The 26,976-nt window shown below is 67.4% G+C and carries 25 protein-coding genes and 2 tRNA genes; 7 read left to right on the top strand and 20 right to left on the bottom strand.

Annotated elements, in window-relative coordinates:
- Positions 1-111 precede the first annotated feature (111 nt).
- From queD to def, 12 genes are all read right to left on the bottom strand, one after another.
- Positions 112-564, bottom strand: a complete 453-nt coding sequence (gene queD, locus HWX08_RS17920; RefSeq protein ID WP_011353563.1) for a 6-carboxytetrahydropterin synthase QueD — start codon at positions 562-564, stop codon at positions 112-114.
- 18 nt (positions 565-582) lie between these two features.
- A complete protein-coding gene (gene queE, locus HWX08_RS17915) occupies positions 583-1,215 on the bottom strand; it encodes a 7-carboxy-7-deazaguanine synthase (protein WP_069257857.1) in 633 nt (210 codons plus the stop codon).
- Positions 1,216-1,291: 76 nt separating this feature from the next.
- Positions 1,292-2,026 carry a 7-cyano-7-deazaguanine synthase QueC gene (gene queC / locus HWX08_RS17910; protein ID WP_107310506.1) on the bottom strand — a complete coding sequence of 245 codons (735 nt, stop codon included), beginning with the start codon at positions 2,024-2,026 and terminating at the stop codon, positions 1,292-1,294.
- A gap of 347 nt (positions 2,027-2,373) precedes the next feature.
- A tRNA-Phe gene (locus tag HWX08_RS17905) sits at positions 2,374-2,449 on the bottom strand.
- Between the two features lie 61 nt (positions 2,450-2,510).
- A complete protein-coding gene (esaR, locus tag HWX08_RS17900) occupies positions 2,511-3,212 on the bottom strand; it encodes a response regulator transcription factor EsaR (RefSeq protein ID WP_069257859.1) in 702 nt (233 codons plus the stop codon).
- Complete coding sequence (esaS, locus tag HWX08_RS17895; RefSeq protein ID WP_069257860.1) at positions 3,213-5,627, bottom strand: sensor histidine kinase EsaS; 2,415 nt, start codon at positions 5,625-5,627, stop codon at positions 3,213-3,215.
- Positions 5,617-6,207: a DUF4390 domain-containing protein gene (locus tag HWX08_RS17890; RefSeq protein WP_069257861.1), complete on the bottom strand. Its 591-nt coding sequence runs from the start codon at positions 6,205-6,207 to the stop codon at positions 5,617-5,619. The genes esaS and HWX08_RS17890 overlap by 11 nt, the downstream gene beginning before the upstream one ends.
- Entirely contained in the window at positions 6,204-7,595 is a 1,392-nt protein-coding gene (gene rsmB, locus HWX08_RS17885; protein WP_174921887.1) for a 16S rRNA (cytosine(967)-C(5))-methyltransferase RsmB, read from the bottom strand. Before rsmB ends, HWX08_RS17890 begins: the two co-directional genes overlap by 4 nt.
- A 234-nt stretch (positions 7,596-7,829) precedes the next feature.
- Positions 7,830-8,687 carry a zinc metalloprotease HtpX gene (gene htpX / locus HWX08_RS17880; RefSeq protein WP_006485774.1) on the bottom strand — a complete coding sequence of 286 codons (858 nt, stop codon included), beginning with the start codon at positions 8,685-8,687 and terminating at the stop codon, positions 7,830-7,832.
- A gap of 100 nt (positions 8,688-8,787) precedes the next feature.
- Entirely contained in the window at positions 8,788-9,423 is a 636-nt protein-coding gene (locus HWX08_RS17875; RefSeq protein WP_069257863.1) for a LysE family translocator, read from the bottom strand.
- Between the two features lie 120 nt (positions 9,424-9,543).
- A complete protein-coding gene (gene fmt / locus HWX08_RS17870; protein WP_174921888.1) occupies positions 9,544-10,527 on the bottom strand; it encodes a methionyl-tRNA formyltransferase in 984 nt (327 codons plus the stop codon).
- A gap of 34 nt (positions 10,528-10,561) precedes the next feature.
- Complete coding sequence (def, locus tag HWX08_RS17865) at positions 10,562-11,065, bottom strand: peptide deformylase (RefSeq protein WP_174921889.1); 504 nt, start codon at positions 11,063-11,065, stop codon at positions 10,562-10,564.
- Between the two features lie 185 nt (positions 11,066-11,250).
- Between def and dprA the strand changes: the two genes are divergently transcribed.
- From dprA to HWX08_RS17850, 3 genes are all read left to right on the top strand, one after another.
- Positions 11,251-12,594 (top strand): DNA-processing protein DprA, encoded by a 1,344-nt coding sequence (gene dprA, locus HWX08_RS17860; protein ID WP_244122775.1) that lies wholly within the window; start codon positions 11,251-11,253, stop codon positions 12,592-12,594.
- 36 nt (positions 12,595-12,630) lie between these two features.
- Entirely contained in the window at positions 12,631-13,011 is a 381-nt protein-coding gene (locus HWX08_RS17855; protein ID WP_069257867.1) for a thioredoxin family protein, read from the top strand.
- Positions 13,012-13,203: 192 nt separating this feature from the next.
- On the top strand, positions 13,204-15,801 hold the full coding sequence (locus HWX08_RS17850) for a DNA topoisomerase III (protein WP_069257868.1): 2,598 nt from the start codon (positions 13,204-13,206) through the stop codon (positions 15,799-15,801).
- A gap of 132 nt (positions 15,802-15,933) precedes the next feature.
- On the opposite strand, the gene HWX08_RS17845 is transcribed toward HWX08_RS17850, so the two are convergent.
- Entirely contained in the window at positions 15,934-16,983 is a 1,050-nt protein-coding gene (locus HWX08_RS17845) for a LysR family transcriptional regulator (protein WP_069257869.1), read from the bottom strand.
- A 429-nt stretch (positions 16,984-17,412) separates the two neighbouring features.
- Between HWX08_RS17845 and HWX08_RS17840 the strand changes: the two genes are divergently transcribed.
- On the top strand, positions 17,413-18,426 hold the full coding sequence (locus tag HWX08_RS17840; RefSeq protein ID WP_069257870.1) for a D-2-hydroxyacid dehydrogenase family protein: 1,014 nt from the start codon (positions 17,413-17,415) through the stop codon (positions 18,424-18,426).
- A gap of 44 nt (positions 18,427-18,470) precedes the next feature.
- On the opposite strand, the gene HWX08_RS17835 is transcribed toward HWX08_RS17840, so the two are convergent.
- On the bottom strand, positions 18,471-19,337 hold the full coding sequence (locus HWX08_RS17835) for a patatin-like phospholipase family protein (protein WP_174921891.1): 867 nt from the start codon (positions 19,335-19,337) through the stop codon (positions 18,471-18,473).
- 8 nt (positions 19,338-19,345) lie between these two features.
- Positions 19,346-19,750 (bottom strand): PaaI family thioesterase, encoded by a 405-nt coding sequence (locus HWX08_RS17830; protein ID WP_006477449.1) that lies wholly within the window; start codon positions 19,748-19,750, stop codon positions 19,346-19,348.
- Positions 19,751-19,939: 189 nt separating this feature from the next.
- On the opposite strand from HWX08_RS17830, the gene HWX08_RS17825 reads away from it, so the two are divergent.
- Both HWX08_RS17825 and HWX08_RS17820 read left to right on the top strand, forming a co-directional pair.
- A tRNA-Lys gene (locus HWX08_RS17825) sits at positions 19,940-20,015 on the top strand.
- A 479-nt stretch (positions 20,016-20,494) separates the two neighbouring features.
- The gene (locus HWX08_RS17820; RefSeq protein WP_174921892.1) at positions 20,495-21,553 is read left to right on the top strand and encodes a DUF3592 domain-containing protein; all 1,059 of its coding nucleotides are present in this window, start codon (positions 20,495-20,497) and stop codon (positions 21,551-21,553) included.
- Between the two features lie 16 nt (positions 21,554-21,569).
- On the opposite strand, the gene HWX08_RS17815 is transcribed toward HWX08_RS17820, so the two are convergent.
- Positions 21,570-22,184, bottom strand: a complete 615-nt coding sequence (locus tag HWX08_RS17815; RefSeq protein ID WP_174921893.1) for a CGNR zinc finger domain-containing protein — start codon at positions 22,182-22,184, stop codon at positions 21,570-21,572.
- 81 nt (positions 22,185-22,265) lie between these two features.
- Here HWX08_RS17815 and HWX08_RS17810 point away from each other — a divergent pair, with 81 nt between their 5' ends.
- Entirely contained in the window at positions 22,266-23,081 is an 816-nt protein-coding gene (locus HWX08_RS17810) for an alpha/beta fold hydrolase (protein ID WP_174921894.1), read from the top strand.
- A 23-nt stretch (positions 23,082-23,104) separates the two neighbouring features.
- Here HWX08_RS17810 and HWX08_RS17805 read toward each other — a convergent pair whose 3' ends face one another.
- From HWX08_RS17805 to phnY, 4 genes are all read right to left on the bottom strand, one after another.
- Positions 23,105-23,863, bottom strand: a complete 759-nt coding sequence (locus HWX08_RS17805) for an amino acid ABC transporter ATP-binding protein (protein WP_069258096.1) — start codon at positions 23,861-23,863, stop codon at positions 23,105-23,107.
- On the bottom strand, positions 23,860-24,540 hold the full coding sequence (locus HWX08_RS17800; protein WP_174921895.1) for an amino acid ABC transporter permease: 681 nt from the start codon (positions 24,538-24,540) through the stop codon (positions 23,860-23,862). Before HWX08_RS17800 ends, HWX08_RS17805 begins: the two co-directional genes overlap by 4 nt.
- A 14-nt stretch (positions 24,541-24,554) precedes the next feature.
- Complete coding sequence (locus HWX08_RS17795) at positions 24,555-25,337, bottom strand: amino acid ABC transporter substrate-binding protein (RefSeq protein WP_069258097.1); 783 nt, start codon at positions 25,335-25,337, stop codon at positions 24,555-24,557.
- 179 nt (positions 25,338-25,516) lie between these two features.
- The gene (gene phnY, locus HWX08_RS17790; RefSeq protein WP_174921896.1) at positions 25,517-26,971 is read right to left on the bottom strand and encodes a phosphonoacetaldehyde dehydrogenase; all 1,455 of its coding nucleotides are present in this window, start codon (positions 26,969-26,971) and stop codon (positions 25,517-25,519) included.
- Positions 26,972-26,976 lie beyond the last annotated feature (5 nt).

The raw sequence follows: 26,976 nt of genomic DNA, 5'->3' as shown, positions 1-26,976 counted from the left end.
GGCGTTACGCGGAATGTGGAAACGGCTGGGAGGGCGAAGGCGGGACGAAGCCGCGGCGGGTGCGGCGTCAGGCAGCCCGCGCCGGCTGGCGGGGCTGCCGGGAAGGCGGGATCAGCGGCCGGGCTGGCGCTCGACGTCGGCCCAGCAGTTCGGCGTTTCGTACAGGCGCACGCGCTCGAGCCGCAGGTTCACGCCGTAGTGCGCGTCGTACACGTTCGCGAGGATGTCGAACGCGATCGCCGCGAGGTTCTCGACGGTCGGAATCCGGTCGATCACGACCGTCTTGTGGTCGGCCATCTGCTCGAGGAACGAGCGCACGACGTCGTCGCGCGCGTAGACGAGGAACGCGTGGTCCCACTTGCCGACCAGATGCTCCATCGCGAGCGCCTTCACGTCGGCGAAATCCATCACCATGCCGCGGTCGGGCGCCCCCTCGGTATCGACGAGATCGCCGCGCAGCGTGACTTCGAGCACGTAGCGATGGCCGTGCAGGTTGCGGCACTGGCTGCGGTGATCGGGAATGCGGTGGCCCGCGTCGAATTCGAGTTTTCGGGTAATCAGCACGATGTCAAAAGCCGGGGCTCAGGGAATGTTCAGATATTTGTGGGTCTGCATCGACAGCCGCCACTGCGGATGACGCTTGCACCAGTCGATCGCGAGCTTCGTATTGAGGTCGCGCGACGGGCCGTCCATCGGCTGGACGAGGAAATACTCGAAGTCGAGCTTCGCGTAGTCGGCCAACCGCTGGTTGTCCTGCGGGATCACGACCTTCAGTTCGTTGCCCTTCGTGACGACGAGCGGCGCATCGGCCTTCGGGCTCACGCAGATCCAGTCGATCGATTCGAGCACCGGCAGCGAGCCGTTGGTCTCGATCGCGATCTCGAAGCCGGCCGCGTGCAGCGCGTCGACGAGCGGCTGGTCGAGCTGCAGCATCGGCTCGCCGCCCGTGCAGACGACGAAACGGTGCGCCTCGCCGTCCGGCCACAGGCCGGCGATCGTCGCGACGAGCGCGGCGGCATCTTTGAACTTGCCGCCGTTCTCGCCGTCGGTGCCGACGAAGTCCGTATCGCAGAAGCGGCACACGGCCTCCGCCCGATCCTCTTCGCGGCCCGACCACAGATTGCAGCCGGCGAACCGGCAGAACACGGCCGGCCGGCCCGCGTTCGCGCCCTCGCCCTGCAACGTGTAGAAAATTTCCTTGACCGCGTAAGTCATCGTCCTTCGTCCGGCTCGCGCCGCTCGTTGTCGATCAGAATCCGTTATTCATCAAGCGCTGCCGGCGCGCCGTGCATCACAGCGGCGCTTCGGTCACCCGCTCGCCCTTCAGGTAGGCCTCGTAGCCGCGCTTGCGCAGCTTGCAGGCTGGGCATTCGCCGCAGCCGAAGCCCCAGTCGTGCAGCTCCGCACGCTCGCCCACGTAGCACGTGTGCGTCTCGACGCGAATCAGTTCGACGAGCGCTTCGCCGCCGAGCTGTTCGGCGAGCTGCCAGGTTTGTGCCTTGTCGAGCCACATCAGCGGCGTCTCGAGCACGATGCGCGTGTCCATCCCGAGGTTCAGCGCGACCTGCAGCGCCTTCATCGTGTCGTCGCGACAATCGGGGTAGCCCGAGAAATCGGTCTCGCACATCCCGCCGACCAGCACGCGCAGCCCGCGGCGATAGGCGATCGCCGCGGCGATCGTCATGAACATCAAGTTGCGGCCCGGCACGAACGTGTTCGGCAGACCGTTCGCCGCCGTCTCGATCTCGATCGTGCGCGTCATCGCGGTATCGCTGATCGCGCCGAGCACCGACAGGTCGATCATGTGATCGTCGCCGAGCCGGTCCGACCACGCGGGAAACTTGCGCTTCAGCGCTTCGCGCACGCCTTCGCGACACTCGAGTTCGACGCGATGGCGCTGGCCGTAATCGAAGCCGAGCGTCTCGACCGTCTGGTAGCGCTCGAGGGCCCATGCCACGCACGTGGCCGAATCCTGGCCGCCGGAAAACAACACGAGCGCGCCGTCTTTAGCGTCTGTCCGAATCACCGTGATACTCCGTGAATGTGTAGGCTCGCGTCGCGCTGCGCCCCAAGGCCGGCTGCCGCCGGGCGGCCCGACGCGGCCGGCCTGCGCCGGCTCGACCAGTATAGGCAGCGCGGCTGGCCGCGAACGCGGCGGCGCGCTTATACCGCCCATCGCGCGGCATCGTTGCCGCGCGCCACGGCGGCGCCACGCTGGCAGCCTGCCGTGCGCATGAAGCGATGCGCTAAGTTATTGAGCGGACACGGATTTTAGCATGCCCTCTCGAACGCTGCCGGGCATGCCGCCGATCACGCAAACCCCACCACAAACGAAAAACCCCAAGAACCTTCCGATTCTTGGGGTTTTAATTCTGGTGGCCTGGGACGGAATCGAACCATCGACACGCGGATTTTCAATCCGCTGCTCTACCAACTGAGCTACCGGGCCAACGAAGAAGAGAAAGTATATCGGCCCCTCTTCACTTGCGCAAGCACTTTCGCAAAAAATTTTATACGGCGCCTTCGGGCGGTTTCTTGCCGAGCTCGACGCCGAGCTGTTTGAGCTTGCGATACAGGTGCGTGCGCTCGAGGCCCGTCTTCTCCGCGACGCGCGTCATGCTGCCGTTTTCGCGTGCGAGGTGATATTCGAAGTACGCGCGCTCGAATGCATCGCGCGCTTCGCGCAACGGGATGTCGAACGGGATCGCCGCCGTCTGGCCCGCGAGGCCGAGTGCCGCAGCCATGTCGTCGCCGAGCGTCGGCAGCGCGGCCGCGGACGCCACCGCCGACGGCCCCGCCGCCTGCCCTGCGCCGGCCTTGGCCGCCGCGTTCGCGGACACGGGCGCGGCGCCCCGCGCGAGCCCGTGCTCGACGGACTTCAACAGCTTCTGCAGCGCGATCGGCTTCTCGAGGAAATCGAGCGCACCGATCTTCGTGGCCTCGACGGCCGTGTCGATCGTCGCGTGCCCGGACATCATGATCACGGGCATCGTCAGCAGCCCCTGCGCCGCCCATTCCTTGAGCAACGTCACGCCGTCGGTATCGGGCATCCAGATATCGAGCAGCACGAGGTCGGGCGCCTGATTCAACCGGTACTCCCGCGCGGCCTGCGCATTTTCCGCCGCCTCGACGACATGTCCTTCGTCGCTGAGGATCTCCGAGAGCAATTCCCGGATGCCCATTTCATCATCTACCACCAGGATGGTTGCCATTTACGCTGCCTTTGTCTGCTCACTTGCTTTTGTCTTGGCGGGGGCCGTCCCGTCCTGCGCGCCCGGTTCGGCGCCTGGCGCATCGCTCGCCATCTGCAGGAACAGGATCGACACCTGCGCCCCCTCGACGGTCTCACCGTGCATGCGATTGCGCAGATCGATCCGCGCACCGTGCTCATCGACGATTTTCTTGACCGTGGCCAACCCCAGCCCTGTGCCCTTCGCCTTCGTCGTCACATAAGGCTCGAACGCGCGGGTCAGGATGCGCGCCGGAAAGCCTGGCCCGTTGTCGGACACGGTAAGACGTACCGCGACGCGCGTTCTGCCCTCGGCGTCGGGATCGCCATATTCTACTGTCTTGGTTTCGATCAACACACGCGGATGCGCGGACTCCGCAACCGAATCCTGCGCATTCTGCAGCAGGTTGTGAATCACCTGGCGCAGTTGCGTCGCGTCGCCGCGTATCACCGGCAGCGCCGGCGCGAGCTCGGCGACGATCGCGCTCTTGCCTTCGCCGACACCGTACAGCCCGAGCACCTCGCTCGCCAGGTCGTTCAACTGCAGGTTCGCGAGCACGGCCGGCGGCGTGCGCGCGTATTCGCGGAAGTCGTCGACCATCCGCTTCATCGCGGCCACCTGGTTGACGATCATCGTCGCGCCGCGCTTGAGCACATCGGCGTCGGGCGGCGCGAGCTTGTCGGAGAGCTTCATCTGCAGCCGCTCCGCCGACAACTGAATCGGCGTCAGCGGATTCTTGATCTCGTGCGCGAGCCGGCGCGCGACCTCGCCCCACGCGACCGAACGCTGCGCTGAAATCACGTCGGAGATGTCGTCGAACACGACGACGTAACCGGACGTCTGCGGATCGTCGGCCTGCCCTTCGACCGTCGACACGAGACGCGTGCCGCGCACGAGCAAGGTCAGCGGCTCGGTTTCGCCCGGCATTTCGATCGCGAACTGCTGCTGCCAGTGCCCGCGATCGCCGCTGCCGCCGTCGGACGCGGCCTCGCGATCGGCGAACGCCTTGCGCACCATCGCACCGAACCCGGCGGCCACGCCGATCTGGTCGAGCGTCGTGCCGATCAGCGTATTGAACGGCTGCCGGAAGATCCGCTCGGCGCCGCGATTGGCCGTGGTCAGCCGGAACTGGCGATCGAGCACGAACACGCCGGCCGTCAGGTTCGCGAGGATGCTCTCGAGGTACGTCTTCGAGTGCTCGAGCGCGATGCGGTTCTTCTCGACCGCGAGCCGCGCCTCGGACAACTGGCGCGTCATCGCGTTGAACGACTGCGTGAGGAAGCCGAGCTCGTCGCGCGTCTTGATTTCGCGCTTCGGCGTGTAGTCGCCTTCCGTGATCTCCTTCGTCCCCTGCGCGAGCAGGAACAGCGGCCGCGCGAGCTGCTGGCCGAGCGCGAGCGCGAGCATCATCGCGATGAAGGTCGCGAGGAACAGCGCGAGCGTCAGCGTGCCGATGTACATCTTGCGCAGCCCCGTGCGGCCGAGCGCCTTTTCCTGGTACTCGCGATACGCGCGCTGCACCGCGTCCGCGTTGTGGGCAAGCGTGGGCGGCACCGGCTGCGTGAGCTGCAGGAAGCGTTCGGCCGGCTGCAGCAGTGACGTCGTCGCATCGGGAATCGGCCGCACGACGCGCAGCCGCAGCGCCCCTTTCGCGCCGTGCGCGCGCGGGTCGCCGTCGACTTCGCCCTCGATCGCCGCATACGCGCCGTGTTCGCGCGCCTGGTTCAGCATCAGCGGCGTCGGCAGGTCGTCCGGAATCAGCGCCGCGAAATTGCCCGACGCCTGCGCGACGATGTGCAGGTCGGGCGCCGCGCCCGAGCCGCCGCGGCTCGGCTCGACGATCGTCGCGTCCTGCACGCCGAACTGGTCGCGCAGCCGCAGCAGCGTGAGCGTCGTGCCGTTCGTGTTCGCGTCGACGCTCGCGAGCTGGTCGGACATTAGCCGCGCCTTCGTCTGCAGATCGGACAGCGACGCATCGAGCATCCCGCGGCCGAGATTCAGGCCGGCCGTCAGCGCCGTCTCGACGTTCACGTCGAACCACGACTCGATACTGCGCGACACGAACTGGTACGACACGATGTAAATGATCCCGCCCGGCACCACGCCGACGAGCGCGAAGAACACCGCGAGCTTCGCGAGCAGCCGCGTGCCGAACTTGCCCTTGCGCAAGCGCACGACGATCATCCCGATCAGCCCGAGCACCACGAGCAGGAACACGAGCGCGACGACGATGTTCGTCGCGTACAGCCACGAGTAGTAGCGATCGAAGAATTCGGTATTCGCGCTCGCGGCCGCGAGCAGCACGAGCAGCAGCAGCGCGGTGAGCGCGACGGTCGAGACGATCACGCGAACGAGGAGGCTCTTCCCGCTGGCCGCGCGGCGCACTTTATTTAGCACGTTCGGTCACCGTGAAGTTGAAGCGCTTCCAGTCCGACCCGAGCGTCCAGTCGCGGTTGTTCACCGCGTCGACCTGGAACGGTTTCGGCATCAGCGCGGTATCGAGCTGCATCCGCACCGACGCCGTGTAGGTTTCACCGGCGCGTACCTGGTTGCGGTCGATCACGTGCCACGACGTGATGTGCCGGATGACCGCGAGCGCATCCTTCAGCGACGGGAAGCCGAGCTGCAGGCCGCCGGTCGATACGCGGTACTCGCGCGTGAGCGGCTGGAACGACAGGCGGATCGTCTGCGTCACCGCCACCGGCTGCTCGTCGAACCAGTACCAGCGCGCGCGGCTCAGTTCGAAATCTGTCGTGAAATAAAGCGGGATGCCCTTGTTGACGGCATCCTCGAGGCTCGGGTTCAGTTCGAAATCGAAGCGGGCGTCGAGACTCCAGCCGCTTCCGTCGGCCTGGAGCGACGCGCGCTGTACGGCGATCGACTCGGCATGCGCCGGCCGGACGACAGCCAGGCACAGCGCCAGCGCGACCATCAGGACGGCCGCGAGCCGAAGTGGAAAAAGGTGTTTGATCGTCACCGTTTCTGAAACCGCGCGTAGAAAAATCCGTCGTGATCGGTGTTCTGGTCGAGCGCGCCGGCGGCCGCTCCTCCCTGCACTCCGCCCGGCAGCAGCTGGCCGGGGGCGTCCAATCGTACCGCATCTTCACAGGCCGCTTCAAACCAGCGGGCCTGCAATTCGCCTTCTTCGGGGAAGACCGAACAGGTCACGTAAAGCAGTTCGCCGCCCGGCTTCACGAGCGGCCACAACGCCGACAGGATGCGACGCTGCTCCGCGACGAGCGCCGGGATGTCGGCCTCGCGGCGCAGCCAGCGGATGTCGGGATGCCGGCGCACGATGCCGGACGCCGAGCACGGCACGTCCGCGAGGATGCGGTCGAACGGGCGCCCGTCGTACCACGCGTCGGGCGCACCCGCATCGCCGACACGCACGTCCGCCTCCAGCGACAGCCGCACGAGATTCTCGCCGATGCGCGCCGCGCGTGCGGCGTCGCTTTCGAGCGCAACGACTTCCACGTCGGCCAGTTCGAGAATATGGCCGGTCTTGCCGCCGGGCGCCGCGCAGGCGTCCAGCACGCGCATGCCGTCGCGCGCGCCGAGCCATTCGGCCGCGAGCTGCGCGCCGGCGTCCTGCACCGACACGACGCCCTCGGCGAATCCCGGGATGCGATCGACCGGCAGCGCCGACGCGAGCCGCACCGCATGCCGGCCGATCGCGGCTGCATCGATCCCGCTTGCGCGCAACGTTTCGAGATACGCGTCGACGCTCGCGCGACGCGCGTTCACACGCAACGTCAGCGGCCCCTGGCGCTCACCGGCCGCGAGGATCGCCTGCCATGCGTCGGGCCAGGTGCGCCGCACCGAATCGACCCACCACGCGCGGTAGTTCCAGCGCGCGACCGGATCGTCCTGCATCGCCGCGACGAGCGCGTCGCGCTCGCGCAGGAAACGGCGCAGCACCGCGTTGACCATCCCCTTCGCGAACGCGTATTCGCGGCGTGCGCCGATCACGGTCACGGCCTGGTCGACCACCGTGAACGCCGGATAGGCGGCGACGTCCGCCGGGTCGAGCAGCAGCGCGAGCGCGCCGGCCAGAACGGCGTGCACGTGGGCGGGCGGCGCCTTGCTGGCAAGTTTGCCGATCAGCCAGTCCGCGCTGCCGAGGCGGCGCATCGTCCGGTAGGCGACGTCCTGCGTCGCCCCGCGCGCGAGTGCCTGCGCACCGGGCACCATGTGCGCGAATACCGCCGAAAGCGCCGCCGGCAGCGCGGTGCCGCGCCGCACCGCGTCGACCGCCTGCGCGGCCGCATCGAGTGCGAAGCCGAGCGATTCGGGCGCGAGATGCAGCGCGGACAGACGCGCCGTGCGGCCGGAAGTAGACGGAGCGGTAGAACGGGTTCGTGTCATCGGAGCAAATTGGGCAAACAAGCGCGCGGCAAACGGGTACGGCAAACCAGCGCGGCAGACGGCGGAATCGCGGCGACCACGGGCCCGGCGATCCCAAACCGGGCATTGTAGCGTGCGACGCCGCAGCCCCTTTGGCCCCTTTACGGCGCGCACAAATGAAACACCCCGCAGCGCGAAGCGTGCGGGGTGGCGTGGCGGCGCCCGGCGGCCAACTGCCGCACGGTATGCCGCGGCTTAATCGAAACGGCCCGTTCGCGCCATCTCCATCAGGCGCGCGATGCGCTCCTCGGTGGCCGGGTGCGTCGAGAACAGGTTCTGCAGGCCGCCGCCGTGCAGCGGGTTCATGATCATCATCTGCGCGGTGGCCGGATGCGCTTCGGCTGCCTGGAACGGGATGCCCGCCGCATAGCGATGGATCTTGTCGAGCGCGGTCGCGAGCGACTGCGGATCGCCGGAAATCTGCGCGCCGCCGCGGTCGGCCTCGAATTCGCGTGCCCGCGAAATCGCCATCTGAATCAACGCGCCGGCGATCGGCGCGAGCAGCGCGACCGCGATACCCGCGATCGGGTTGGCCGGCCGGCCGTTCTCGTCGCGCCCGCCGAAGAACATCGCGAAGTTCGCGAGTGCCGAGATCGCACCCGCCATCGTCGCGGTGATCGTCGAGATCAGGATGTCGCGGTGCTTCACGTGCGCGAGTTCGTGCGCCATCACGCCGCGCATCTCGCGCTCGGACAGCACGCGCAGGATGCCCGTGGTCGCGGCGACCGCCGCGTGCTCGGGGTTGCGGCCCGTGGCGAACGCGTTCGGCGCATCCTCGTTGATCAGGTACACGCGCGGCATCGGCAGGTTCGCGCGCGTCGCCAGCTCGCGCACCATCCGGTAGAACTGCGGCGCCGTGTTCTCGTCGACTTCCTGCGCGTTGTACATGCGCAGCACCATCTTGTCCGAGAACCAGTACGAGAAGAAATTCATGCCGAGCGCGAACAGCAGCGCGATCGTCATGCCGCGCGAGCCGCCGATCATCCCGCCGATCACGATGAACAGGGCCGTGATCGCGGCCATCAGCATCGCCGTTTTGACCCAATTGAACATACCCACTCCTTATCCGTCAGGGGACCCGCCGCGCATCACAGCACGCGACGGAAAATTGTAAGCGATTTGTTAGATAAGGTCTTGCCGGAAAAATTCAATCTCAGCGTTGCGATGCGGCAAGACGCAGGCCGAGGCCGACGAACGCACTGCCGACCGTGCGGTCGAGCCACTTCTTGACACCCGGCTTGCCGGAAAAGCGCTCCGTGACGCTGCCCGCGACCCACGCGACGAGGCTCGTCCATACCGTGCTCATCGCGACGAACACGCCGCCGAGGGCCAGGAACGCCCATGCCTTGTGCGGGCTGTCGGCCGACACGAACTGCGGGAAGAACGACACGAAGAACAGCACGACCTTCGGGTTCAGCACGTTGGTCCAGAAACCCTGCATGAACAGCTGGCGCAGCGGCTTCGCGGCCTGCGCGGCCGCCGTGCCCGACGGCTCGGCCGCCTGCTTCGCGACGATCATCCGCACGCCGAGGTAGATCAGGTAGGCGGCGCCGACCAGCTTGATCACCGTAAACGCGGTGGCGGACGCCGCCAGCAGCGCGGTCAGGCCGAACGCGCACGCGAGCGCATGGACGCAGCAGCCGGTCGAAATGCCGAACGCCGACATCAGCCCCGCGCCGCGGCCCTGCGCGACGCTGCGGCCGACGATGTACGCCGTATCGGGGCCGGGCGTGATGTTCAGCAGAAAAACCGCGAACACGAAGAAGCCGAAATGGGTGATGCCGAACATGAAAACCTCGAAATCGGAGAGCGCCAGGAAATTCTACGCGCGCCTGCCGCGCCGTGCGACTCGGCCGTCCGGCCAGTTGTGCCCGGCCGGCAGACCGTGTGGAATGGCAGTCAGGCCGTGTCAGTCAAGGTCGGGCAGCGCGAAACGCTGGCCCGCGGCCAGCGGCGAACCGGCCAGGAATTCGCGGGCGGGCAGCCGCTTGCCGCCCGGTTTCTGCAGCTGCGTGACGCGCAGCGCGCCGCTGCCGCAGGCGACGACCACGCCTTCCGGCGCGGCTTCGACGATCGTGCCGGGCGCCGCGTCGCCGCGCGCCGCCACGGGCTCGGCCGCCCACAGCTTGATCGCCGCGCCGTCGAGCGTCGCGACGCCGCCCGGGAACGGATCGAACGCCCGCACCTGGCGCGCGAGCACGTCGGCCGGCTTGCGCCAGTCGAGCGCCGCTTCGTGCTTGCCGATCTTTTCCGCATAGGTCACGCCGTCGGCCGGCTGCGGCGTCGCCGGCAGTGCGCCGTCGCGCTCGAGCCGCACGAGCGCATCGACGATCAGGCGCGCGCCTTCGGCAGCGAGCCGGTCGTGCAGCGTCGCGGTCGTGTCGTCGGGGGCGATCGCGACGCGCGCTTCCTCGATCATCGCACCGGTGTCGAGGCCGATGTCCATCTGCATCAGCGTGACGCCCGTCTCGGCGTCACCGGCCTCGATCGCGCGGTGGATCGGCGCGGCGCCGCGCCAGCGCGGCAGCAGCGACGCATGAATGTTGATGCAGCCGGCGCGCGGAATGTCGAGCACTTCCTGCGGCAGCAGCAGCCCGTATGCGGCGACCACCATCACGTCGTGCGGCGTCGTGCGCAGCAGCTCGATCGCGTCGGCCGCTTCCGCCGGGTACTTGCCCGCGCGGCGCAGCGACGGCGGCTGCGCGACGGGCATCCCGTGCTCGACCGCGTAGCGCTTCACCGCGCTCGCCTGCAGTTTCATCCCGCGCCCGGCTGGGCGGTCGGGCTGGGTGAGCACGAGCGGCACCGGAAAACCGGCCTCGTGGATCGCGGCGAGGGCGGCCGCGGCGAATTCCGGCGTGCCGGCAAAAACTACGCGCAACGTATGGGTCATGACAGCGTTCGGGGTCGGGCTGGGCGAACGCGCGTCACATCGCGCGTTCGAGTTTCTTCATCTTCGTCTTGATGCGCGTCTGCTTGAGCGGCGACAGGTATTCGACGAACACGCGCCCCATCAGATGATCCATCTCGTGCTGCACGCACACGGCCAGCAGCCCGTCGCAGTCGAGCTCGAAGGTTTCGCCCTGCTCGTTGAGCGCGCGCACGCGCACGTGGTCGGGACGCTCGACTTCGTCGTAGATGCCGGGCACCGACAGGCAGCCCTCTTCATAGACCTGCTTCGCATCGCTCGACCACACGATCTCGGGGTTGATGAACGCGCGCAGCTCGTTCTTTTCCTCGGAGACGTCGATCACGATCACGCGCTCGTGCACGTCGACCTGCGTGGCCGCCAGGCCGATGCCGGGCGCCGCGTACATGGTCTCGGCCATGTCGGCGACGAGCTTGCGGATGCGGTCGTCGACCTTGTCGACGGGCTTCGCGACCTTGTGCAGCCGCTTGTCGGGGTAATGAAGAATATTGAGTAAAGCCATGGTGTTCGGTATTCGGTGTAGCGGCGTGCCGCATCGGCCATCCGGCCAGCTGGCGGTGCCGCCGGGATGCAATGAAGATGAGGCGGACGCGCGGCGAATCAATGCCGCGGATCACGCCTCCTGCAATTGGCCGGGCGCCTGCGCGCACGGCCCTGTCGAGTATTTCGGATGATGAAAATTTTATCATGGCGCCACGCGCTCCGCTGGCCGCCGCATTCGAGGGCCGCCTCGTGTCGCCGCAAGCGCTGACCGCCTCCGCCGTGCGCGCGTGGCTGCAGCTCGCGCATGCGCCCGGTCTGCCCCCCGCCGTGCTGCAGGCGCTGCTCGATGCGTTCGGCTCGCCGGACGCGCTGCTGCGCGCGTCCGCCCCGGCCATCGCCGCCGTCACCAGCCCCGCCGCCGCGCTGGCCGTACGCGCGAGCGAGCGCGGCGATCTCGGCGCACGTACCGATGCCGCCCTCGCGTGGCTCGACGCGCCGGGCAACGCGCTCGTCACGCTCGACGATCCGGCCTATCCGCCGCGGCTGCGCGACCTGCACGATCCACCGCCGCTGCTATATGTAAAGGGCCGGCTCGACCTGCTGCACGCGCGCGGTCTCGCCGTGGTCGGCAGCCGTCATGCGACGCCGCAGGGGCTCGCCGACGCAACGCGCTTCGCACGCGAGCTGTCCGACGCCGGGCTTCCGATCATATCGGGCCTCGCGCTCGGAATCGACGGCGCCGCGCACCGCGGCGGGCTCGACGGCCGCTCGGGCACGATCGCGGTCATCGCGACCGGCGCCGATCTCGTCTATCCGGCGCGGCACCGCGCGCTCGCCCACGAAATCGCCGCCCATGGCGCCATCGTGTCGGAATGGCCGCTCGGCACGCCGGCCCGCGCCGCGTACTTCCCGCAGCGCAACCGGCTGATCGCCGCGCTCGCGATCGGCGTGCTCGTCGTCGAGGCCGCGCCGCGCTCCGGCTCGCTGATCACCGCGCGGCTCGCGAACGAGCTCGGGCGCGACGTGTTCGCGATGCCGGGCTCGATCCACGCGCCGCTTGCGCAGGGCTGCCACGCGCTGATCCGCGACGGCGCGAAGCTCACGGCCACGCCGCTCGACGTGCTCGACGAATACGGGCTGGGCGAACCGAAAGGCGGCGCGGCGGGCACGAGCGCCGGCGACCTCCGCGAATCCGAAGCCGCCGCCCCGCGTGCCGCTGCCGGTGCCGGTGCCGCTGCCGGCGTCGTGCGGGCTGACAGCACCGCTGCGGGCACCGCGCCCGCTCGCGACGATGCCTCGTCGCCGTCGCCCGCCCACCCGCTGCCCGACAGCCCGTCCGAACAGGCCCTGCTTGCCGCATTGGGATACGGCCCCGTCACCTATGAATGGCTCGCCGAGCACAGCGGCCTGTCCGACGACGTGCTGCACCGCGCGCTGCTTACCCTGGAACTGGCCGGCCGCGTCGCCAGCCTTCCCGGCGGACGCTTCGCGCGGCTTGACGCGGCGCGCACCCCGCCCGTGCATGGCGTGCTACATTTCCCCGCATAGGAGCGGCCACGCCGCCGACGCAATCCAAGGAAACCCATGCCCGCGCTGAATCTCGACACCGATGCGGATCGGATCGCCGAGCGCCTCGCCGATCCCGGCACGTTGCTCGTCGCCTGCCTGTGCGCCGAGTGGTGCGGCACGTGCCGCGACTACCGGACGGCCTTCGACCAGCTCGCCGACGCGCATCCGGACGCCTGCTTCGCCTGGATCGACATCGAAACGCATGCCGACCAGCTCGACGACCTCGACGTCGAGAACTTCCCGACGATCCTGATCGAAGATTCCCATACCGCGCGCTTCTTCGGCACGGTGCTGCCGCATGCGGCGATCGTCGAGCGGATGCTGTCCGACCTGAGCGCGGTACCCGGCGCGCCGCACGCCCCGAAATTGCGCAACGTCCTGGCCGTCGAAGCCTGAATTCGCGGGCCGGCCCGGTGATTTGGCGTGCGTTTGCACGCGCCGCCGCGCCGGGCGCTTGCCGCCGTTGCGCCCCCCCTCTATGATGAGCCGCTTTTTACACGCTGGGCCGCCGTCGCTTCGGCGTGTGCTATAAAGCGGTCGTAAAAGGGACCCACACCGGCGAACCCGGTCTACCAACACACACCTGTCATGTCCAAAGCACTGATCATTGCGGAAAAGCCTTCTGTCGCGAACGACATCGCACGCGCTTTGGGCGGCTTTACCAAGCATGACGAGTATTACGAGAGCGACGATTTCGTCCTTTCGTCCGCTGTCGGCCACCTGCTGGAAATCGCCGCCCCGGAAGAATACGAGGTCAAGCGCGGGAAATGGAGCTTCGCGCATCTGCCCGTCATCCCCCCGCATTTCGACCTGAACCCGATCGCAAAAAGCGAGTCGCGCCTGAAAGTGCTCACGAAGCTGATGAAGCGCAAGGACGTCGACCGCCTGATCAACGCATGTGACGCGGGGCGCGAGGGCGAACTGATTTTCCGCCTGATCGCGCAGCACGCGAAAGCGAAGCAGCCGGTCCAGCGCCTGTGGCTGCAGTCGATGACTCCGCAGGCGATCCGCGACGGTTTCGCGAACCTGCGCAGCGACACCGACATGCAGCCGCTTGCCGACGCCGCCCGCTGCCGCTCGGAGGCCGACTGGCTCGTCGGGATCAACGGCACCCGCGCGATGACCGCGTTCAACAGCAAGGGCGGCGGCTTCTTCCTGACGACGGTTGGCCGCGTTCAGACGCCAACGTTGTCGATCGTCGTCGAACGTGAAGAGAAAATCCGCCGCTTCGTCCCGCGCGACTACTGGGAAGTGAAGGCCGAATTCGCGTGCGCGGGCGGCTTCTACGAAGGCAAGTGGTTCGACCCGAAATTCAAGCGCGACGAATTCGATCCGGAAAAGCGCGACTCGCGCCTGTGGAGCCTGCCGGCTGCCGAAACGATCGTCGCCGCGTGCCGCGACCAGGTCGGTACGGTCTCGGAGGAATCGAAGCCGTCGACGCAACTGTCGCCGCTGCTGTTCGACCTGACGAGCCTGCAGCGCGAAGCGAACAGCCGCTTCGGCTTCTCCGCGAAGAACACGCTCGGTCTCGCGCAGGCGCTGTATGAAAAGCACAAGGTGCTGACCTACCCGCGTACCGACGCGCGCGCGCTGCCGGAGGATTACCTGGCGACGGTGCAGTCCACGCTCGAGATGCTCAAGGAGAGCCACAACTACCTGCCGCATGCGAAGCAGGTGCTCGACAAGGGCTGGGTGAAGCCGAACAAGCGGATCTTCGACAACTCGAAAATCAGCGACCACTTTGCAATCATCCCGACGCTGCAGGCGCCGAAGTCGCTGTCCGAGCCGGAGCAGAAGCTGTACGACATGGTCGTTAAGCGCTTCCTCGCGGTGTTCTTCCCGGCTGCCGAATTCCGCGTCACGACGCGGATCACCGAAGTCGCCGGTCATCACTTCAAGACCGAAGGCAAGGTGCTCGTCGAGCCGGGCTGGCTGCAGGTGTACGGCCGCGACGCCGAAGGCGCGGATGCGAACCTCGTGCCGGTGCAGAAGAACGAGAAGGTGAAGACGGACGAAATCGCCGCCGTCGCGCTCGTCACGAAGCCGCCCGCACGCTACTCGGAAGCGACGCTGCTGTCCGCGATGGAAGGCGCGGGCAAGCTCGTCGAGGACGACGAACTGCGCGAGGCGATGGCCGCGAAGGGCCTCGGCACGCCGGCCACGCGCGCGGCGATCATCGAAGGCCTGCTCGGCGAGAAATACCTGGTGCGCGAAGGCCGCGAACTGATCCCGACCGCGAAGGCATTCCAGTTGATGACGCTGCTGCGCGGGCTCGGCGTGAAGGAACTCACCGCGCCCGAGCTCACCGGCGAATGGGAATACAAGCTGTCGCAGATGGAGCGCGGCAACCTCGGGCGCGAAGCGTTCATGCAGGAAATCGCCCGCATGACTCAGCAGATCGTCAAGCGCGCGAAGGAATACGATTCCGACACGATCCCCGGCGATTACGCGACGCTCGAGACGCCGTGCCCGAACTGCGGCGGCCAGGTGAAGGAAAACTACCGCCGCTTCGCGTGCACGAAGTGCGAGTTCTCGATCTCGAAGATCCCGGGCAGCCGGCAGTTCGAGATCGCGGAAGTCGAGGAGCTGCTGCGGGAGAAGACGATCGGCCCGCTGTCCGGCTTCCGCAGCAAGATGGGCCGCCCGTTCTCGGCGATCCTCAAGCTGTCGTTCGACGACGAGACGAAGAACTACAAGCTCGAATTCGATTTCGGCCAGGATACGGGCGGCGAGGAAGGCGAGGCGCCCGACTTCTCCGCGCAGGAGCCGGTCGGTGCGTGCCCGAAGTGCAAGGGCCGCGTGTTCGAGCACGGGATGAGCTACGTCTGCGAGCACTCGGTCGCGAACCCGAAGACCTGCGACTTCCGCTCGGGCAAGGTGATCCTGCAGCAGGAAATCACGCGCGAACAGATGGGCAAGCTGCTTGCCGACGGCCGCACGGATCTGCTGCCGAACTTCAAGTCGTCGCGGACGGGCCGCAACTTCAAGGCATTCCTCGTCAAGCAGCCGGACGGCAAGATCGGCTTCGAATTCGAGAAGAAGGAGCCGAAGGCCGCCGCCGCGAAGAAGACGGCGAAATCGGCGACGAAGGATACGGAAACCGTGACGGAAGGCGCCGAAGAGAAACCGGCACCGGCTCGCAAGACTGCCGCCCGCAAGACGACGGCGCGCAAGACGGGCTCGTAACGCTCCGGCAGCCGGGGTTCTCCCCGGCCACGCCAGGCGCCGGCGCGCAGCCGTAAAAAAACGCGGATCGATTGCTCGATCCGCGTTTTTCTTTGTGCCGGCGGCGGCAACCGCCGCGCGGGCGTCGCGCCGTTACAGCGGCGACGGTACCGCAACGCGCGTGCGCGGCGAACGCGGCAGGCGCGGCGACAGGTTCGGGTCGGCCGATTCCGGCTGCTCGGCACGCGTCTCGACACCGATCGGCGCGAGCGCGGAACCCTGCGCGGCCCATTGCTCGCCCATCGTCGCGTCGGTCGAGTGGCTGAAATGCTCGACGAGGTGGTCGATGAACGTGCGCACCTTCGCGGGCAGATGGCGCCGGCTCGGGTAAGCGATGTTGATTTCGACCTGCGGCAGCCGGAAATCCGGCAGCAGCCGCACGAGCGCGCCGCGCGCGATGTCGCCGCCGATCAGGTAGCTCGGCAGGATCGCGACGCCCATCCCGAGCAGCGCGAACTGGCGCAGCATCGCGGTGTTGTTCGCGACGATCACGTTGGTCGGGCGCACGCGCACTTCGCCGTCCGGCCCCGTGAACACGCGCTCGTCGCCCCAGTATTCGGTCGGCAGGCTCAGGCTCGGGTGCTCGGCAAGATGCTCCGGATGAGTCGGCACGCCGTGCTTCTCCAGATAGCTCGGCGTCGCGCAGACGGTCATGCAGCCGGTGGTCAGGCGCCGCGTGACGATGCTCGCGCTGCGCATCTGGCGCGTGACGACGATACCGACGTCGAAGCCTTCCTCGACCAGATCGACCTGCCGGTCGACCAGCGTGAGATCCGGCACCACTTTCGGGAAATTCTCGGTGTACGACTGCAACACGGGCGCGAGGTTATGGAGCCCGAACACCACCGGCGCGACGATGCGCAGCGTGCCGACCGGCTCGTGATTGCGCGCGACGACCATCTGCTCGACGTCCTCGAGTTCATCGAGGATCTGGCGAGCACGCTCCAGATAGACCTGGCCCGACTCCGTCAGGGAAAGGCTGCGCGTGGTGCGGTTCAGCAAACGCGTGCCGAGCCGGCCTTCCAGATCGGCGACGTGACGCGTCGCGACCGCGTTGGAGATATCCATTGCACTCGCGGCCCGCGCGAAACTGCCGAGATCTGCAACCTTGACGAATACACGCATCGACTGCAAATGATCCATAAACGACTCCTGCCGCTGTTACAACTTCAAAAAGATGAAGCAAATGCGTAATTCTCCTACGACAGCGGAAATGATGCAGAGTTGCTCAACAAGGGGCCGGTTGACGATAAAAATAGTCAAAAATCCTCGGCTTATGCGGATAGTTGATCCAATTATTCTGATTGGAGCAACAATTGGGTGAACCTCGTCGAGGAAGCGGCCGAATCAGGAAGGACGTATTTGATGCGACACAACAGCGCACCCCTGCGCACGTCGCGCGAGCGGCACCGGGTCAGGCTGCCGCCGATTGCGGCGGAGCGTAACAACCTGTTAAAAAGACACCAAAAAGGCGGCCGGCGTAGCATCATGTCGGCCCCGGCCGGGCGGGACGGGCGCGCAACGTGCGCCGCCGCGACCGCCGCCGCTTTCAACGTGCGACACCCGCTCACCATGAAAATTGCCATCCTCGACGACTACCAGGACGCCGTCCGCAAGCTGAACTGCTTCGACATGCTTGCCGACCACGACGTGAAGGTCTTCAACAATACGGTGCGCGGGTTGGGACAACTCGCGAGCCGTCTGGCGGAAGTCGAGGCGCTCGTGCTGATTCGCGAACGGACGCCGATTTCGTCGCAACTGCTCGCCAAGCTGCCGAACCTGCGCATGATCAGCCAGACCGGTCGTATTTCCAGCCACATCGATCTCGAAGCATGTACCGAACGCGGCATCGCGGTGCTCGAAGGTACGGGTTCGCCGGTCGCCCCGGCAGAGCTGACCTGGGCGCTCGTGATGGCCGCGCAGCGCCGCATTCCGCAGTACGTCGCGAACCTGAAGCAGGGCGCGTGGCAGCAGTCGGGCCTGAAGACGTCGGCGATGCCGCCGAACTTCGGTCTCGGTCAGGTGCTGCGCGGCCAGACGCTCGGCATCTGGGGCTACGGCAAGATCGGCCGGCTCGTCGCCGGCTACGGCAAGGCGTTCGGGATGAACGTGCTGATCTGGGGCCGCGAGCATTCGCTGGAGGCCGCGCGCGCCGACGGCTACACGGCTGCCGACAGCCGCGAAGCGCTGTTCGAGCAGAGCGACGTGCTGTCGCTGCACCTGCGCCTGCACGACGACACGCGCGGGATCGTGAAACAGGAAGACCTGATGCGGATGAAGCCGACGTCGCTGCTCGTCAACACGAGCCGCGCCGAGCTGCTCGAGGAAAACGCGCTCGTCAACGCGCTGTCGCACAACCGTCCGGGGATGGTCGCGATCGACGTGTTCGAAAGCGAGCCGATCCTGCAGGGCTACAGCCTGCTGCGGATGGAAAACGTGATCTGCACGCCGCACATCGGCTACGTCGAGCGCGAAAGCTACGAGCTCTACTTCAGCGCGGCATTCCGCAACATTCTGGCGTTCGACCAGGGCGACATGTCGAGCGTCGCCAACCCGGAAGCGCTGGCGCCGCGCCGCGTGCGCTGAGCGCTGCGGGCCGCGCGCGCGGCCCCGCTTCCCGACTCCCGTCTTCAGGCGGCCACGCGGCTGCCCGTCATCGCGCCGACGCGCGTGAGGAAATGCTCGCCGTCGCGCCGCCCGAGATCGTATGCATGCCGCATCTGCGACGGGCTCGTGTAATCCCAGCTCGAAATCGGCACCTTGCTCGACGGCTGCACGTACAGCCGCCGCTGCTCGCCATGCGCGACCGTGAACATCTGCGGGCGCGGATACAGCCGCGTGACCAGCACCAGAACGTCGCCGGGCGTCGGGTCGAGCGCGTCGACCGGCACGTTGTCGACCATTCCGCCGTCAAGCACCGGCCGACCGCCGCGCCGCAATACCGGCGTGAACGGCGGCGTGCACGACGACTGCAGGATCAGGTCGGCGAGTTCGTCGACTTGCGTGCAGGCCTGCGCCCGCACGAATTCGGGCCGGAAACCGAGCGTGCGCCCGAGCGTCGGATGCAGCGTCTTGCGCACGTACTTCTCGATGTTGTACGCGACGAGGCCGGCCGCGACCGCGCTGCGCGCGCCGAGCCAGCGCGGCACGTGCGACACGCCGATGCGGATCTCCGGCGCCGTCGCGAGCTTCGCGAACGGCTCGCCGTAGATGTCGAGCAGCGCCTGACGGTAGATCCGGTAGTGCGGAAACACGGGCTCGCGGCCGAACAGGTTGCCCCAGTACGCGTTCTTGCGGTTGTGGCGCAGCGCCTCTTCGTAATAGCGCATCACCCATGCGGCATCGCGTGTATACAACATGCAGGCAGTCGCCGCGCCGGCCGAGATGCCGGTGATCACGCGCGGGCGCAGGTCGAGGGCCGGCTGCGCGACGTCCCAGAAGCCGGCCTGCCACCAGCAGCGGTTGCCGCCGCCCGCGAAGACGATCTGGTCGAACATCGCGCTGCTCAGCTGACGAGCGCGTAGGTCGACGTCGCGTGGACGGCCATCTTGCCGTCCTCGTCGAACAGCTCGACTTCGCCGAACACGAGGTTGCGCCCCATCCGCAGCACGCGCGCGGTGACGAGCACGTCGCCCTTGCGCACGGGGCGCATGAAGTTCGTGTTCAGCGATACCGTCGTCATCGGCCGGAATTCGCCGAGCGCGGCCGAGATCGCGACCACCATCGCGGTATCGGCGGCCGCCGTGAACACCTGCCCGCAGATGATGCCGCCCGAATGGCGGAACTCGCCGGAAAACGGCAGGCGCAGCGTGACGCTGTCGTCGCCGATCGACACGGGGACCAGACCCAGCGAGCGGACCCACGGGGCCAGCAGGCGATCCAGCAATTCGCGGACTGCGTTTTCGTCCATCTTCGAATGTCCAGAAAACGTTGCGCGACCGCCGCGCAACAGTTGGACGTCATCATACCGGGAGCGGGCCAACTGCGATCGCTCGTCATCCTGCCGACAGCCGCCGTTGTCGCGTCGAAATATTTCGACGAAATTCGCAGAAAAGGCTTGCCAAGGTCGAAATACCCGTGCATAATCTTTCTTCTGTTGGGGGCGTTAGCTCAGTTGGTAGAGCAGCGGACTCTTAATCCGTAGGTCGAGTGTTCGAGTCACTCACGCCCCACCAGGAATTTCGAAGCCCGGTCAGCGAAAGCTGACCGGGCTTTTTCCTTTGTCCGGAGTCTTTCGTTCCGGTCGATTGCGTCGGCAGGGCTCTGTAGGCGGCGCCTCCATCAGCGCACGGCGTCACGCGACGCTCCCGCCCCGATCTTTCCGGCCACCTCCCTCACCGCGTCCCATTCGGCAGTTCCACCGCGATTGCCGACAATACATCGCCATTGCTCTACCAGTCGCTGCTGAACATTCACACGAAGCGATTCCTCGGGAACCGCCCTTCCCTATCCAGCCCCAAACCCATCACGCATCCCAAAGGCCAGCCGGCGAAAACCGACCGGCCTTCTCGTTACCCCACACCACCCTCGCGGCGCAGATCCTGTCGCCACGCGCCACAACGCGCATGTTGCGCACGGTTTCCGCTAGAATCGTCCGACAAATATCACACGACCGGCGCAGGCACTGCCGCTTGCCCGCCGGCACTGAGAGAACATGGGACGTCAGACATGGAAGCATGTAATCGAGACGCGACCGTTCGGAGAGCCAGGTCGCGCCGGCATCGGCCAGTCCGTCGCGACGAGCCGCTCCCCCGATCACGCCGACATCCGCCGTGCGACGCACGAACTGGCTCAGGCCATGCCGGGTAAGGACGCGCTCGTCGCGATGGTGCTGGGCGTCGTGTTGCTCGTGCTGGCCGGCATGCTCGCCGTCACGGCCAGCCAGGCGACCGGTCAGCTGGTCCGTACGCCGGGCACGGTCGTACGCATCGTGCAGGACAGCGACGCGCTGCGCGCGTATCGGCCGATCGTCGCGTATCTCGCGAACGACGGCCAGCGCCGCGAAGTCGCCGGCAATACCGCCTCGCCCGTCCCCGCCTACGACATCGGCGAGAACGTCGAGATATGGCTCGACCCCCGTCACCCCGAACGCCCCGCGCTGATCGACGATTTCGCGCAGCGCTGGCTGCCGGCCGCCGTGTCGGCGCTGTTCGCGATCGTCGCGTTCTCGATCGGCGGCCTCCTGATCGGCAGCGCGCGCCGCCGCCGCGCATCCGCGCCGCCGCCGGCCCACCCCGCCCACCCCGCCCGCAAGCGCGCGCGCGGCCGCTGGGACATCGCGATCGTGCTGATTCCGATCGCGATCGGCACGGGCTTCGTCGCCGGCGCCGGCGCGGCCGGCCTGCGTCAGTGGCAGATCGTCCATCACTACGCGCGCTCGACCGGCCATGTCGTCGAGATCGCCCAAACCGCGCGCACGTCCCGCTCGCGCACGTCGCCGTATTCGGCGATCGTCGCCTTCACGACCGACAGCGGACGCCAGGTCACGTTCGCCCAGGGCTCGGCGTCGTCGCATCCGGGCCTGCGCGAAGGCGACGCGGTCAACGTGCTGTACGACCCCGTCACACCGGAGCGCGCAGTCGTCGACCGCTTCTGGGATCACTGGAGCCTCACGGCCATCCTGTTCGCGATCGGCGCGCCGTTCCTCGCGGCCGGGCTGTTCATCGCCGCGACGCTGTGGCCGGAACCCCCGCCGCACGAAGCCGCCCACTGACTCGACGACGCGCGCGTCACCGCTCCCTGAACGCCTCTACCTTCGCGCGATTTCCGCACGTGCGCATGTCGCACCAGCGCCGCCCGACGCCGCGGCCGCGATCGACGAAGAACCACGTGCACCGGCCGCACTGCCGCACGCGCGCGAAATCGTCGCTGCGCAGCAGTTGCTCGAAGCCGAGTGCGGCCGCATCGACCCAGCGCGACGCGGCGCGCGCATCGGGCCGCCACGCGAAGCGGCCGTCGACCGCATCGAACGCGCTGCGCCCGATCGCGTCGCGAATCGCAGCGGCAAGCCGCTGCGCCGCGCGCGCGCCGGCCGTGCCGCCGCCTCCGGCCGTCAGGTACGCGACCGCGGTGTAAGCGTCCTCGCGAAAATCGTGCAGCGCCGCCAGCGCATCGGCGTCGTCCTGCCGCGCGTGACGCAGCAGCCGCGCCAGATCGGCCGGCGCCAGCAGCCCCGCTCGTTCCGCCCATGCATGCACGTGCGGCCAGTCGACGAGCTTGTCCGCATCGCGCGTCTTGCCCGTGTCGGCCACCGTGTTGAGGAAGTCGAGCGCAGGATGGCCGCCGACGAAATCGGCTGCCGTCCATTCGTGCGCAGGTGGCACGGGCGCGTGTCGAGTAACCATTTATTTCCACCTATAGGTTTCAATCCCGGGAAATCCGGCGTAACCTGTTAACAACCAAAACAGGTTAGCACGGAGATACCGATGCTCGAACTCGCCAACCGCTTCATTTTCGAAGGTCACCGGATCGCGTGGGGCACGATCGGCGAAGGCCCCCCGCTCGTGCTCGTGCACGGCACGCCGTTCTCGTCGCAGGTGTGGCGCCGGATCGCACCGTGGCTTGCGCGGCGTCATCGTGTGTTCTTCTATGACCTGCTCGGCTACGGTCAATCCGACATGCCCGACGCCGACGTGTCGCTCGGCCGCCAGAACGGACTGTTCGGCGCGCTGCTCGACGCATGGCGCATTTCGCGTCCGCGCGTGCTCGCGCACGACTACGGCGGCGCGACCGTGCTGCGCGCGCACTTCCTCGACGGCATCGCGTATGCGGACCTCACGCTCGTGAATCCGGTCGCGATCGCGCCGCAGGGTTCGCCGTTCGTGCGCCACGTCGCGCAGCACGAAGCCGCATTCACCGGATTGCCCGCGTATGCGCATCACGCGCTCGTGTCGGCCTATCTCGGCAATGCGGTCGCCCGGCCGCTGAGCGACGACGCGCTGTCGATCTACCGCGCACCGTGGCTCACGCCGGCCGGTCAGGCAGCGTTCTATCGCCAGATCGCGCAGATGCGCCAGCGCTACATCGAGGAAGCCGAGGCCCGTTACGCGCCGCCGGACTTTCCGGTGCGCATCGTGTGGGGCGAGGACGACGCGTGGATTCCGCTCGAACAGGGGCAGGCGCTGGCCGATCGCATCGCGAACGGCCGGTTGATCCGGGTGCCGCGCGCGGGCCATCTGGTGCAGGAAGATGCGCCGGAGGCGATCGTCGCGGCAGTGCTCGACGGGGCAGGGCAAGGCTGACGGCCGCCGTACCGCATGCCGCGTCAGAACACCGGCACGCGCTGCGCGAGCGTCGAGATGAACTTCGCGGTGCGCGGATCGCGCGGGTCGCCGAACAGGTCGCGCGACGCACCGGCCTCGACCACGCGCCCCTGCGCGAGAAACACCGCGTCGTGCGCGATCGACGCGGCGAGGCGCAGGTCGTGCGTCGCCATCAGCATCGTCGTGCCTTCGCGCGCGAGCTGGCGCAGCACTTCGACGACCTCGACGGAGAGCTCCGGATCGAGCGCCGACGTCGGCTCGTCGCACAGCAGCACCTGCGGCGACGGCGCGAGCGCACGCGCGATCGCGACGCGTTGCTGCTGGCCGCCCGACAGCGTGCCCGGCCACGCGTCGGCCTTGTCCGCGATGCCGACCTTCTCGAGCAGCGCGAGCGCGCGTTCGCGCGCCCGTTCGCGCGGCCAGCGCTGCACGGTGACGAGCCCTTCCATCACGTTCTGCACGACGCTCAGGTGCGGAAACAGCTGAAAATTCTGGAACACCATACCGGTCTGGCGCCGCACCGCGAACACCGCGTCGCGCGGCGGCCGGTGCGCCGGCGAGAAATCGATACGCGTGTCGCCGACCGTCAGCGAGCCCGCCTCGGGCACTTCGAGCAGGTTCACGCAGCGCAGCAGCGTGCTCTTGCCGCTGCCGGACGGCCCGATCAGCGCGGTCACGCTGCCGGGCTGCAACGCGAGGTCGATCCCGTGCAATACACGCTGCGCGCCGAACGACTTGTCGATGCGTTCGAGCCGGATCATCGCCACTCCGCCTGGAACATCGCGTGACGGCCGAAACGGGCTTCGAGGCGACGCTGCAGCGTGGACAGCACCGAGCTGAGCAGCAGATAGATCAGCGCGGCTTCCGTATAGAGAATCATCGGCTCGTAGGTCACGGCCGCGATCCGCTGCGCGGCCTGGAAGATTTCCGGTACGGTCAGCACGGCCGCGAGCGACGTGTCCTTCACGAGCGAAATGAACGAATTCGACAGGGCCGGCAGCGCAACGCGCGCGGCTTGCGGCAGGATCGCGCGGCGCAGCGCCTGCGCGCGCGTCATCGCCATCGAGTATGCGGCTTCCCACTGCCCCTTCGGGATCGATTCGATCACGCCGCGGATCACCTCGGCGTTGTACGCGCCGACGTTCAGCGAGAAGCCGATCACGGCGGCCGTCAGCGGATCGAGCACGATGCCGACGCTCGGCAGGCCGTAGAAAATCACGAACAGCTGCACGAGCAGCGGCGAGCCGCGAAACAGCCAGATATAGCCACGCACGACGGCCTGCGCACAGCGCGGCCCGAACAGCCGCACGAGCGCCGCGCCGAAGGCGAGCAGCAGGCCGATCGCGAACGACGCAAGCGTGAGCGGTACCGTGAACACGAGCCCCGCGACGAGCAGGGGCCGCAGCGATTCCGCCATCAGGTGAAGCCAGGCCGGCATCGTTCAGCCTCGCGTCACGGCTGCGACACGTCGCGGCCGAAATACTTCTGCGAGATCTTCGCGTACGTGCCGTCGGCCTTGATGTCCGCGAGCGCCTTGTCAATCGCGGCCACCAGCGCGGGGCTGCCCTTGCGCAGCAGCACGCCCGATGCGTCGCCGGCGCCGCCCGTGTCGGTCGCCGCGATCTTCAGTTTCGCGTCCGGCTTGTGCTTGCGGAAATCGAGGTACGACAGCGAATCGTTGATCGTCGCGTCGACGCGCCCCGAGCTCAGCAGGTCGATCGATTCGTTGAAGCCCTGCACCGGCACGACGTCCGCGCCGTGCGCGGCCGCGAGCTTGCCGAAATTGCTGGTCAACGTGTTCGCGGATTTCTTGCCCTTGAGGTCGTCGAACGAGCGGATCGTCGTGTTGTCCGCGCGTACGATCAGCACCGCGTGCGACGTGATGTACGGCGTCGAGAAATCGTATTTCGCCTTGCGCGCATCGGTGATCGACACTTCGTTGACGACCGCGTCGTAGCGGTTCACGTCGAGGCCCGCGATCAGCCCGTCCCACTTGCCTTCGACGAACTGCGGCTTCACGCCGAGACGCTGCGCGATCGCGCTGGCGATATCGACGTCGAAGCCCGTCAGCTTGCCGGTTTCGTCGTGATACGTGAACGGCGCGTAGGTGCCTTCGGTACCGACCCGGAACACGCCGGACGACTTGATCTGCGACAGGTCGTCGGCGGCGAGTGCGCTCGTGACCGCAACGGCCTGCAGCGCTGCGACGACCAGGATGGAGCGAAGGAATTTCATGGTGCGGACCCCGAATGATTGGAGGGAATGATCCCGCGGCACGTGCATGCCGTTCGAGAGGTCCGCGAATTCTACCGACGCGTCGAGGCCCGGCAAAAACGCAAATCGGCTAACGATATGAGCCGATCGAATAACGCGCGCACCGGCCGAGAAACCGGTGCGCGCGGCTTATGCCCCACTTACCACGGCAGCGAATACGTCTTCGTATTCGTGAAGCTCTTCATCGCTTCCTGCACGCCTTCCTTGTACCCGAGCCCCGAATCCTTCACGCCGCCGAACGGCGTCAGTTCGAGCCGGTAGCCGGGCACCTCGCGCACGTTCACGCTGCCGACTTCCAGCTCGGTGATGAAGCGCGTGATGTGGTCGAAGCGATTCGTGCAGACCGACGACGACAGCGCATAATCGGTGCTGTTCGACATCCGGATCGCGTCGTCGATGTCGCGAAAGCGCATGATCGGCGACACCGGGCCGAAGGTCTCGTATTTCACGACCGGCATGTCGGGCGTCACGCGGTCGATCACCGTCGGCGCATACAGCGCGCCGTCGCGCACGTTGCCGACCAGCAGCCGCGCGCCGCGCGCGATCGCATCGTTCACCTGCTGTTCGCAGAACTTCGCGGCCGCCTCGTCGATCACCGTGCCCATGTCCACTGCCGGATCGGACGGGTTGCCGTACGACCACGCGCGCGTCTTCTCGACCACAAGCTCGGTGAAGCGATCGGCTACCGACTCGTGCACGAGCATCCGCTTGATCGCGGTGCAGCGCTGCCCCGAATTCTTGTACGAACCCGACACCGCGAGCGTGCTCGCTTCGTCGAGATCGGCGTCTTCCATCACGATGATCGGATCGTTGCCGCCGAGTTCGAGCACCGCGCGCCGGTAGCCCATGCGCGACGCGATCGACTTGCCGATCGACACGCCGCCCGTGAACGTGATCAGGTCGATCGCCGGGTTCGTGATCAGTTCGTCGGCGATTTCCTTCGGGTCGCCGGTCACCACCTGCAGCATCTGCGGCGGCAGGCCGGCTTCGTACAGGATGTCCGCGAACAGGTAGCACGACAGCGGCACCTTCTCCGACGGCTTCACGACGATCCGGTTGTTGGTCGCGACCGACGGCACGATCTTGTGCGCGACCTGGTTCATCGGATGGTTGAACGGCGTGATCGCGGAAATCACACCGAGCAGCGGGTCGCGCTGCGTGTACACGCGGCGCTTCTTGCCGTGCGGGGTCAGGTCGCACGAGAAGATCTGCCCGTCGTCCTTCAGCACTTCGCCGGCGCCGAACGTCAGCACGTCGGCCACGCGGCCGGCCTCGTACGTCGAATCCTTGATGCACAGGCCGGACTCGGCGGTGATCAGCGCGGCAATCTCGGCGGTGCGCGCACGCACGATGTCGGCCGCGCGGCGCAGGATCGCCGCGCGATCGTGGCGCGTGAGCGTCGGCCGGTACGCACGCGCGGCGGCGAATGCGCGCCGCACGTCGTCCAGCGTCGCCTTCGGCACGGTGCCGACCAGCGCGCCGTCGTACGGGTTGCGCACTTCGATCACCGCGTCGCGATGAATGCGCTCGCCGTCGATTCGCAGTGCTTCGCGTCGGATGTCGGTGGCGGCCGTCGGTTCTGCAATGGCGTTCATGAGTG

Origin of the sequence: Burkholderia metallica (genome assembly GCF_902832845.1) — a bacterium.
In the GTDB taxonomy this organism is placed as follows: domain Bacteria; phylum Pseudomonadota; class Gammaproteobacteria; order Burkholderiales; family Burkholderiaceae; genus Burkholderia; species Burkholderia metallica.
Note: the sequence above shows the minus strand (reverse complement) of the source record. Positions and strands in the feature narration are given on the sequence as shown.

What these genes read in the sequence shown, in the direction of transcription:
- queE (WP_069257857.1), bottom strand. Translation starts at nt 1,215, where the DNA reads ATGACTTACGCGGTCAAGGAAATTTTCTACACGTTGCAGGGCGAGGGC.
- esaR (WP_069257859.1), bottom strand. Translation starts at nt 3,212, where the DNA reads ATGGCAACCATCCTGGTGGTAGATGATGAAATGGGCATCCGGGAATTG.
- rsmB (WP_174921887.1), bottom strand. Translation starts at nt 7,595, where the DNA reads ATGACACGAACCCGTTCTACCGCTCCGTCTACTTCCGGCCGCACGGCG.
- htpX (WP_006485774.1), bottom strand. Translation starts at nt 8,687, where the DNA reads ATGTTCAATTGGGTCAAAACGGCGATGCTGATGGCCGCGATCACGGCC.
- HWX08_RS17875 (WP_069257863.1), bottom strand. Translation starts at nt 9,423, where the DNA reads ATGTTCGGCATCACCCATTTCGGCTTCTTCGTGTTCGCGGTTTTTCTG.
- fmt (WP_174921888.1), bottom strand. Translation starts at nt 10,527, where the DNA reads ATGACCCATACGTTGCGCGTAGTTTTTGCCGGCACGCCGGAATTCGCC.
- def (WP_174921889.1), bottom strand. Translation starts at nt 11,065, where the DNA reads ATGGCTTTACTCAATATTCTTCATTACCCCGACAAGCGGCTGCACAAG.
- dprA (WP_244122775.1), top strand. Translation starts at nt 11,251, where the DNA reads ATGGCGCCACGCGCTCCGCTGGCCGCCGCATTCGAGGGCCGCCTCGTG.
- HWX08_RS17855 (WP_069257867.1), top strand. Translation starts at nt 12,631, where the DNA reads ATGCCCGCGCTGAATCTCGACACCGATGCGGATCGGATCGCCGAGCGC.
- HWX08_RS17850 (WP_069257868.1), top strand. Translation starts at nt 13,204, where the DNA reads ATGTCCAAAGCACTGATCATTGCGGAAAAGCCTTCTGTCGCGAACGAC.
- HWX08_RS17845 (WP_069257869.1), bottom strand. Translation starts at nt 16,983, where the DNA reads ATGGATCATTTGCAGTCGATGCGTGTATTCGTCAAGGTTGCAGATCTC.
- HWX08_RS17840 (WP_069257870.1), top strand. Translation starts at nt 17,413, where the DNA reads ATGAAAATTGCCATCCTCGACGACTACCAGGACGCCGTCCGCAAGCTG.
- HWX08_RS17835 (WP_174921891.1), bottom strand. Translation starts at nt 19,337, where the DNA reads ATGTTCGACCAGATCGTCTTCGCGGGCGGCGGCAACCGCTGCTGGTGG.
- HWX08_RS17830 (WP_006477449.1), bottom strand. Translation starts at nt 19,750, where the DNA reads ATGGACGAAAACGCAGTCCGCGAATTGCTGGATCGCCTGCTGGCCCCG.
- HWX08_RS17820 (WP_174921892.1), top strand. Translation starts at nt 20,495, where the DNA reads ATGGGACGTCAGACATGGAAGCATGTAATCGAGACGCGACCGTTCGGA.
- HWX08_RS17815 (WP_174921893.1), bottom strand. Translation starts at nt 22,184, where the DNA reads ATGGTTACTCGACACGCGCCCGTGCCACCTGCGCACGAATGGACGGCA.
- HWX08_RS17810 (WP_174921894.1), top strand. Translation starts at nt 22,266, where the DNA reads ATGCTCGAACTCGCCAACCGCTTCATTTTCGAAGGTCACCGGATCGCG.
- HWX08_RS17805 (WP_069258096.1), bottom strand. Translation starts at nt 23,863, where the DNA reads ATGATCCGGCTCGAACGCATCGACAAGTCGTTCGGCGCGCAGCGTGTA.
- HWX08_RS17800 (WP_174921895.1), bottom strand. Translation starts at nt 24,540, where the DNA reads ATGCCGGCCTGGCTTCACCTGATGGCGGAATCGCTGCGGCCCCTGCTC.
- HWX08_RS17795 (WP_069258097.1), bottom strand. Translation starts at nt 25,337, where the DNA reads ATGAAATTCCTTCGCTCCATCCTGGTCGTCGCAGCGCTGCAGGCCGTT.
- phnY (WP_174921896.1), bottom strand. Translation starts at nt 26,971, where the DNA reads ATGAACGCCATTGCAGAACCGACGGCCGCCACCGACATCCGACGCGAA.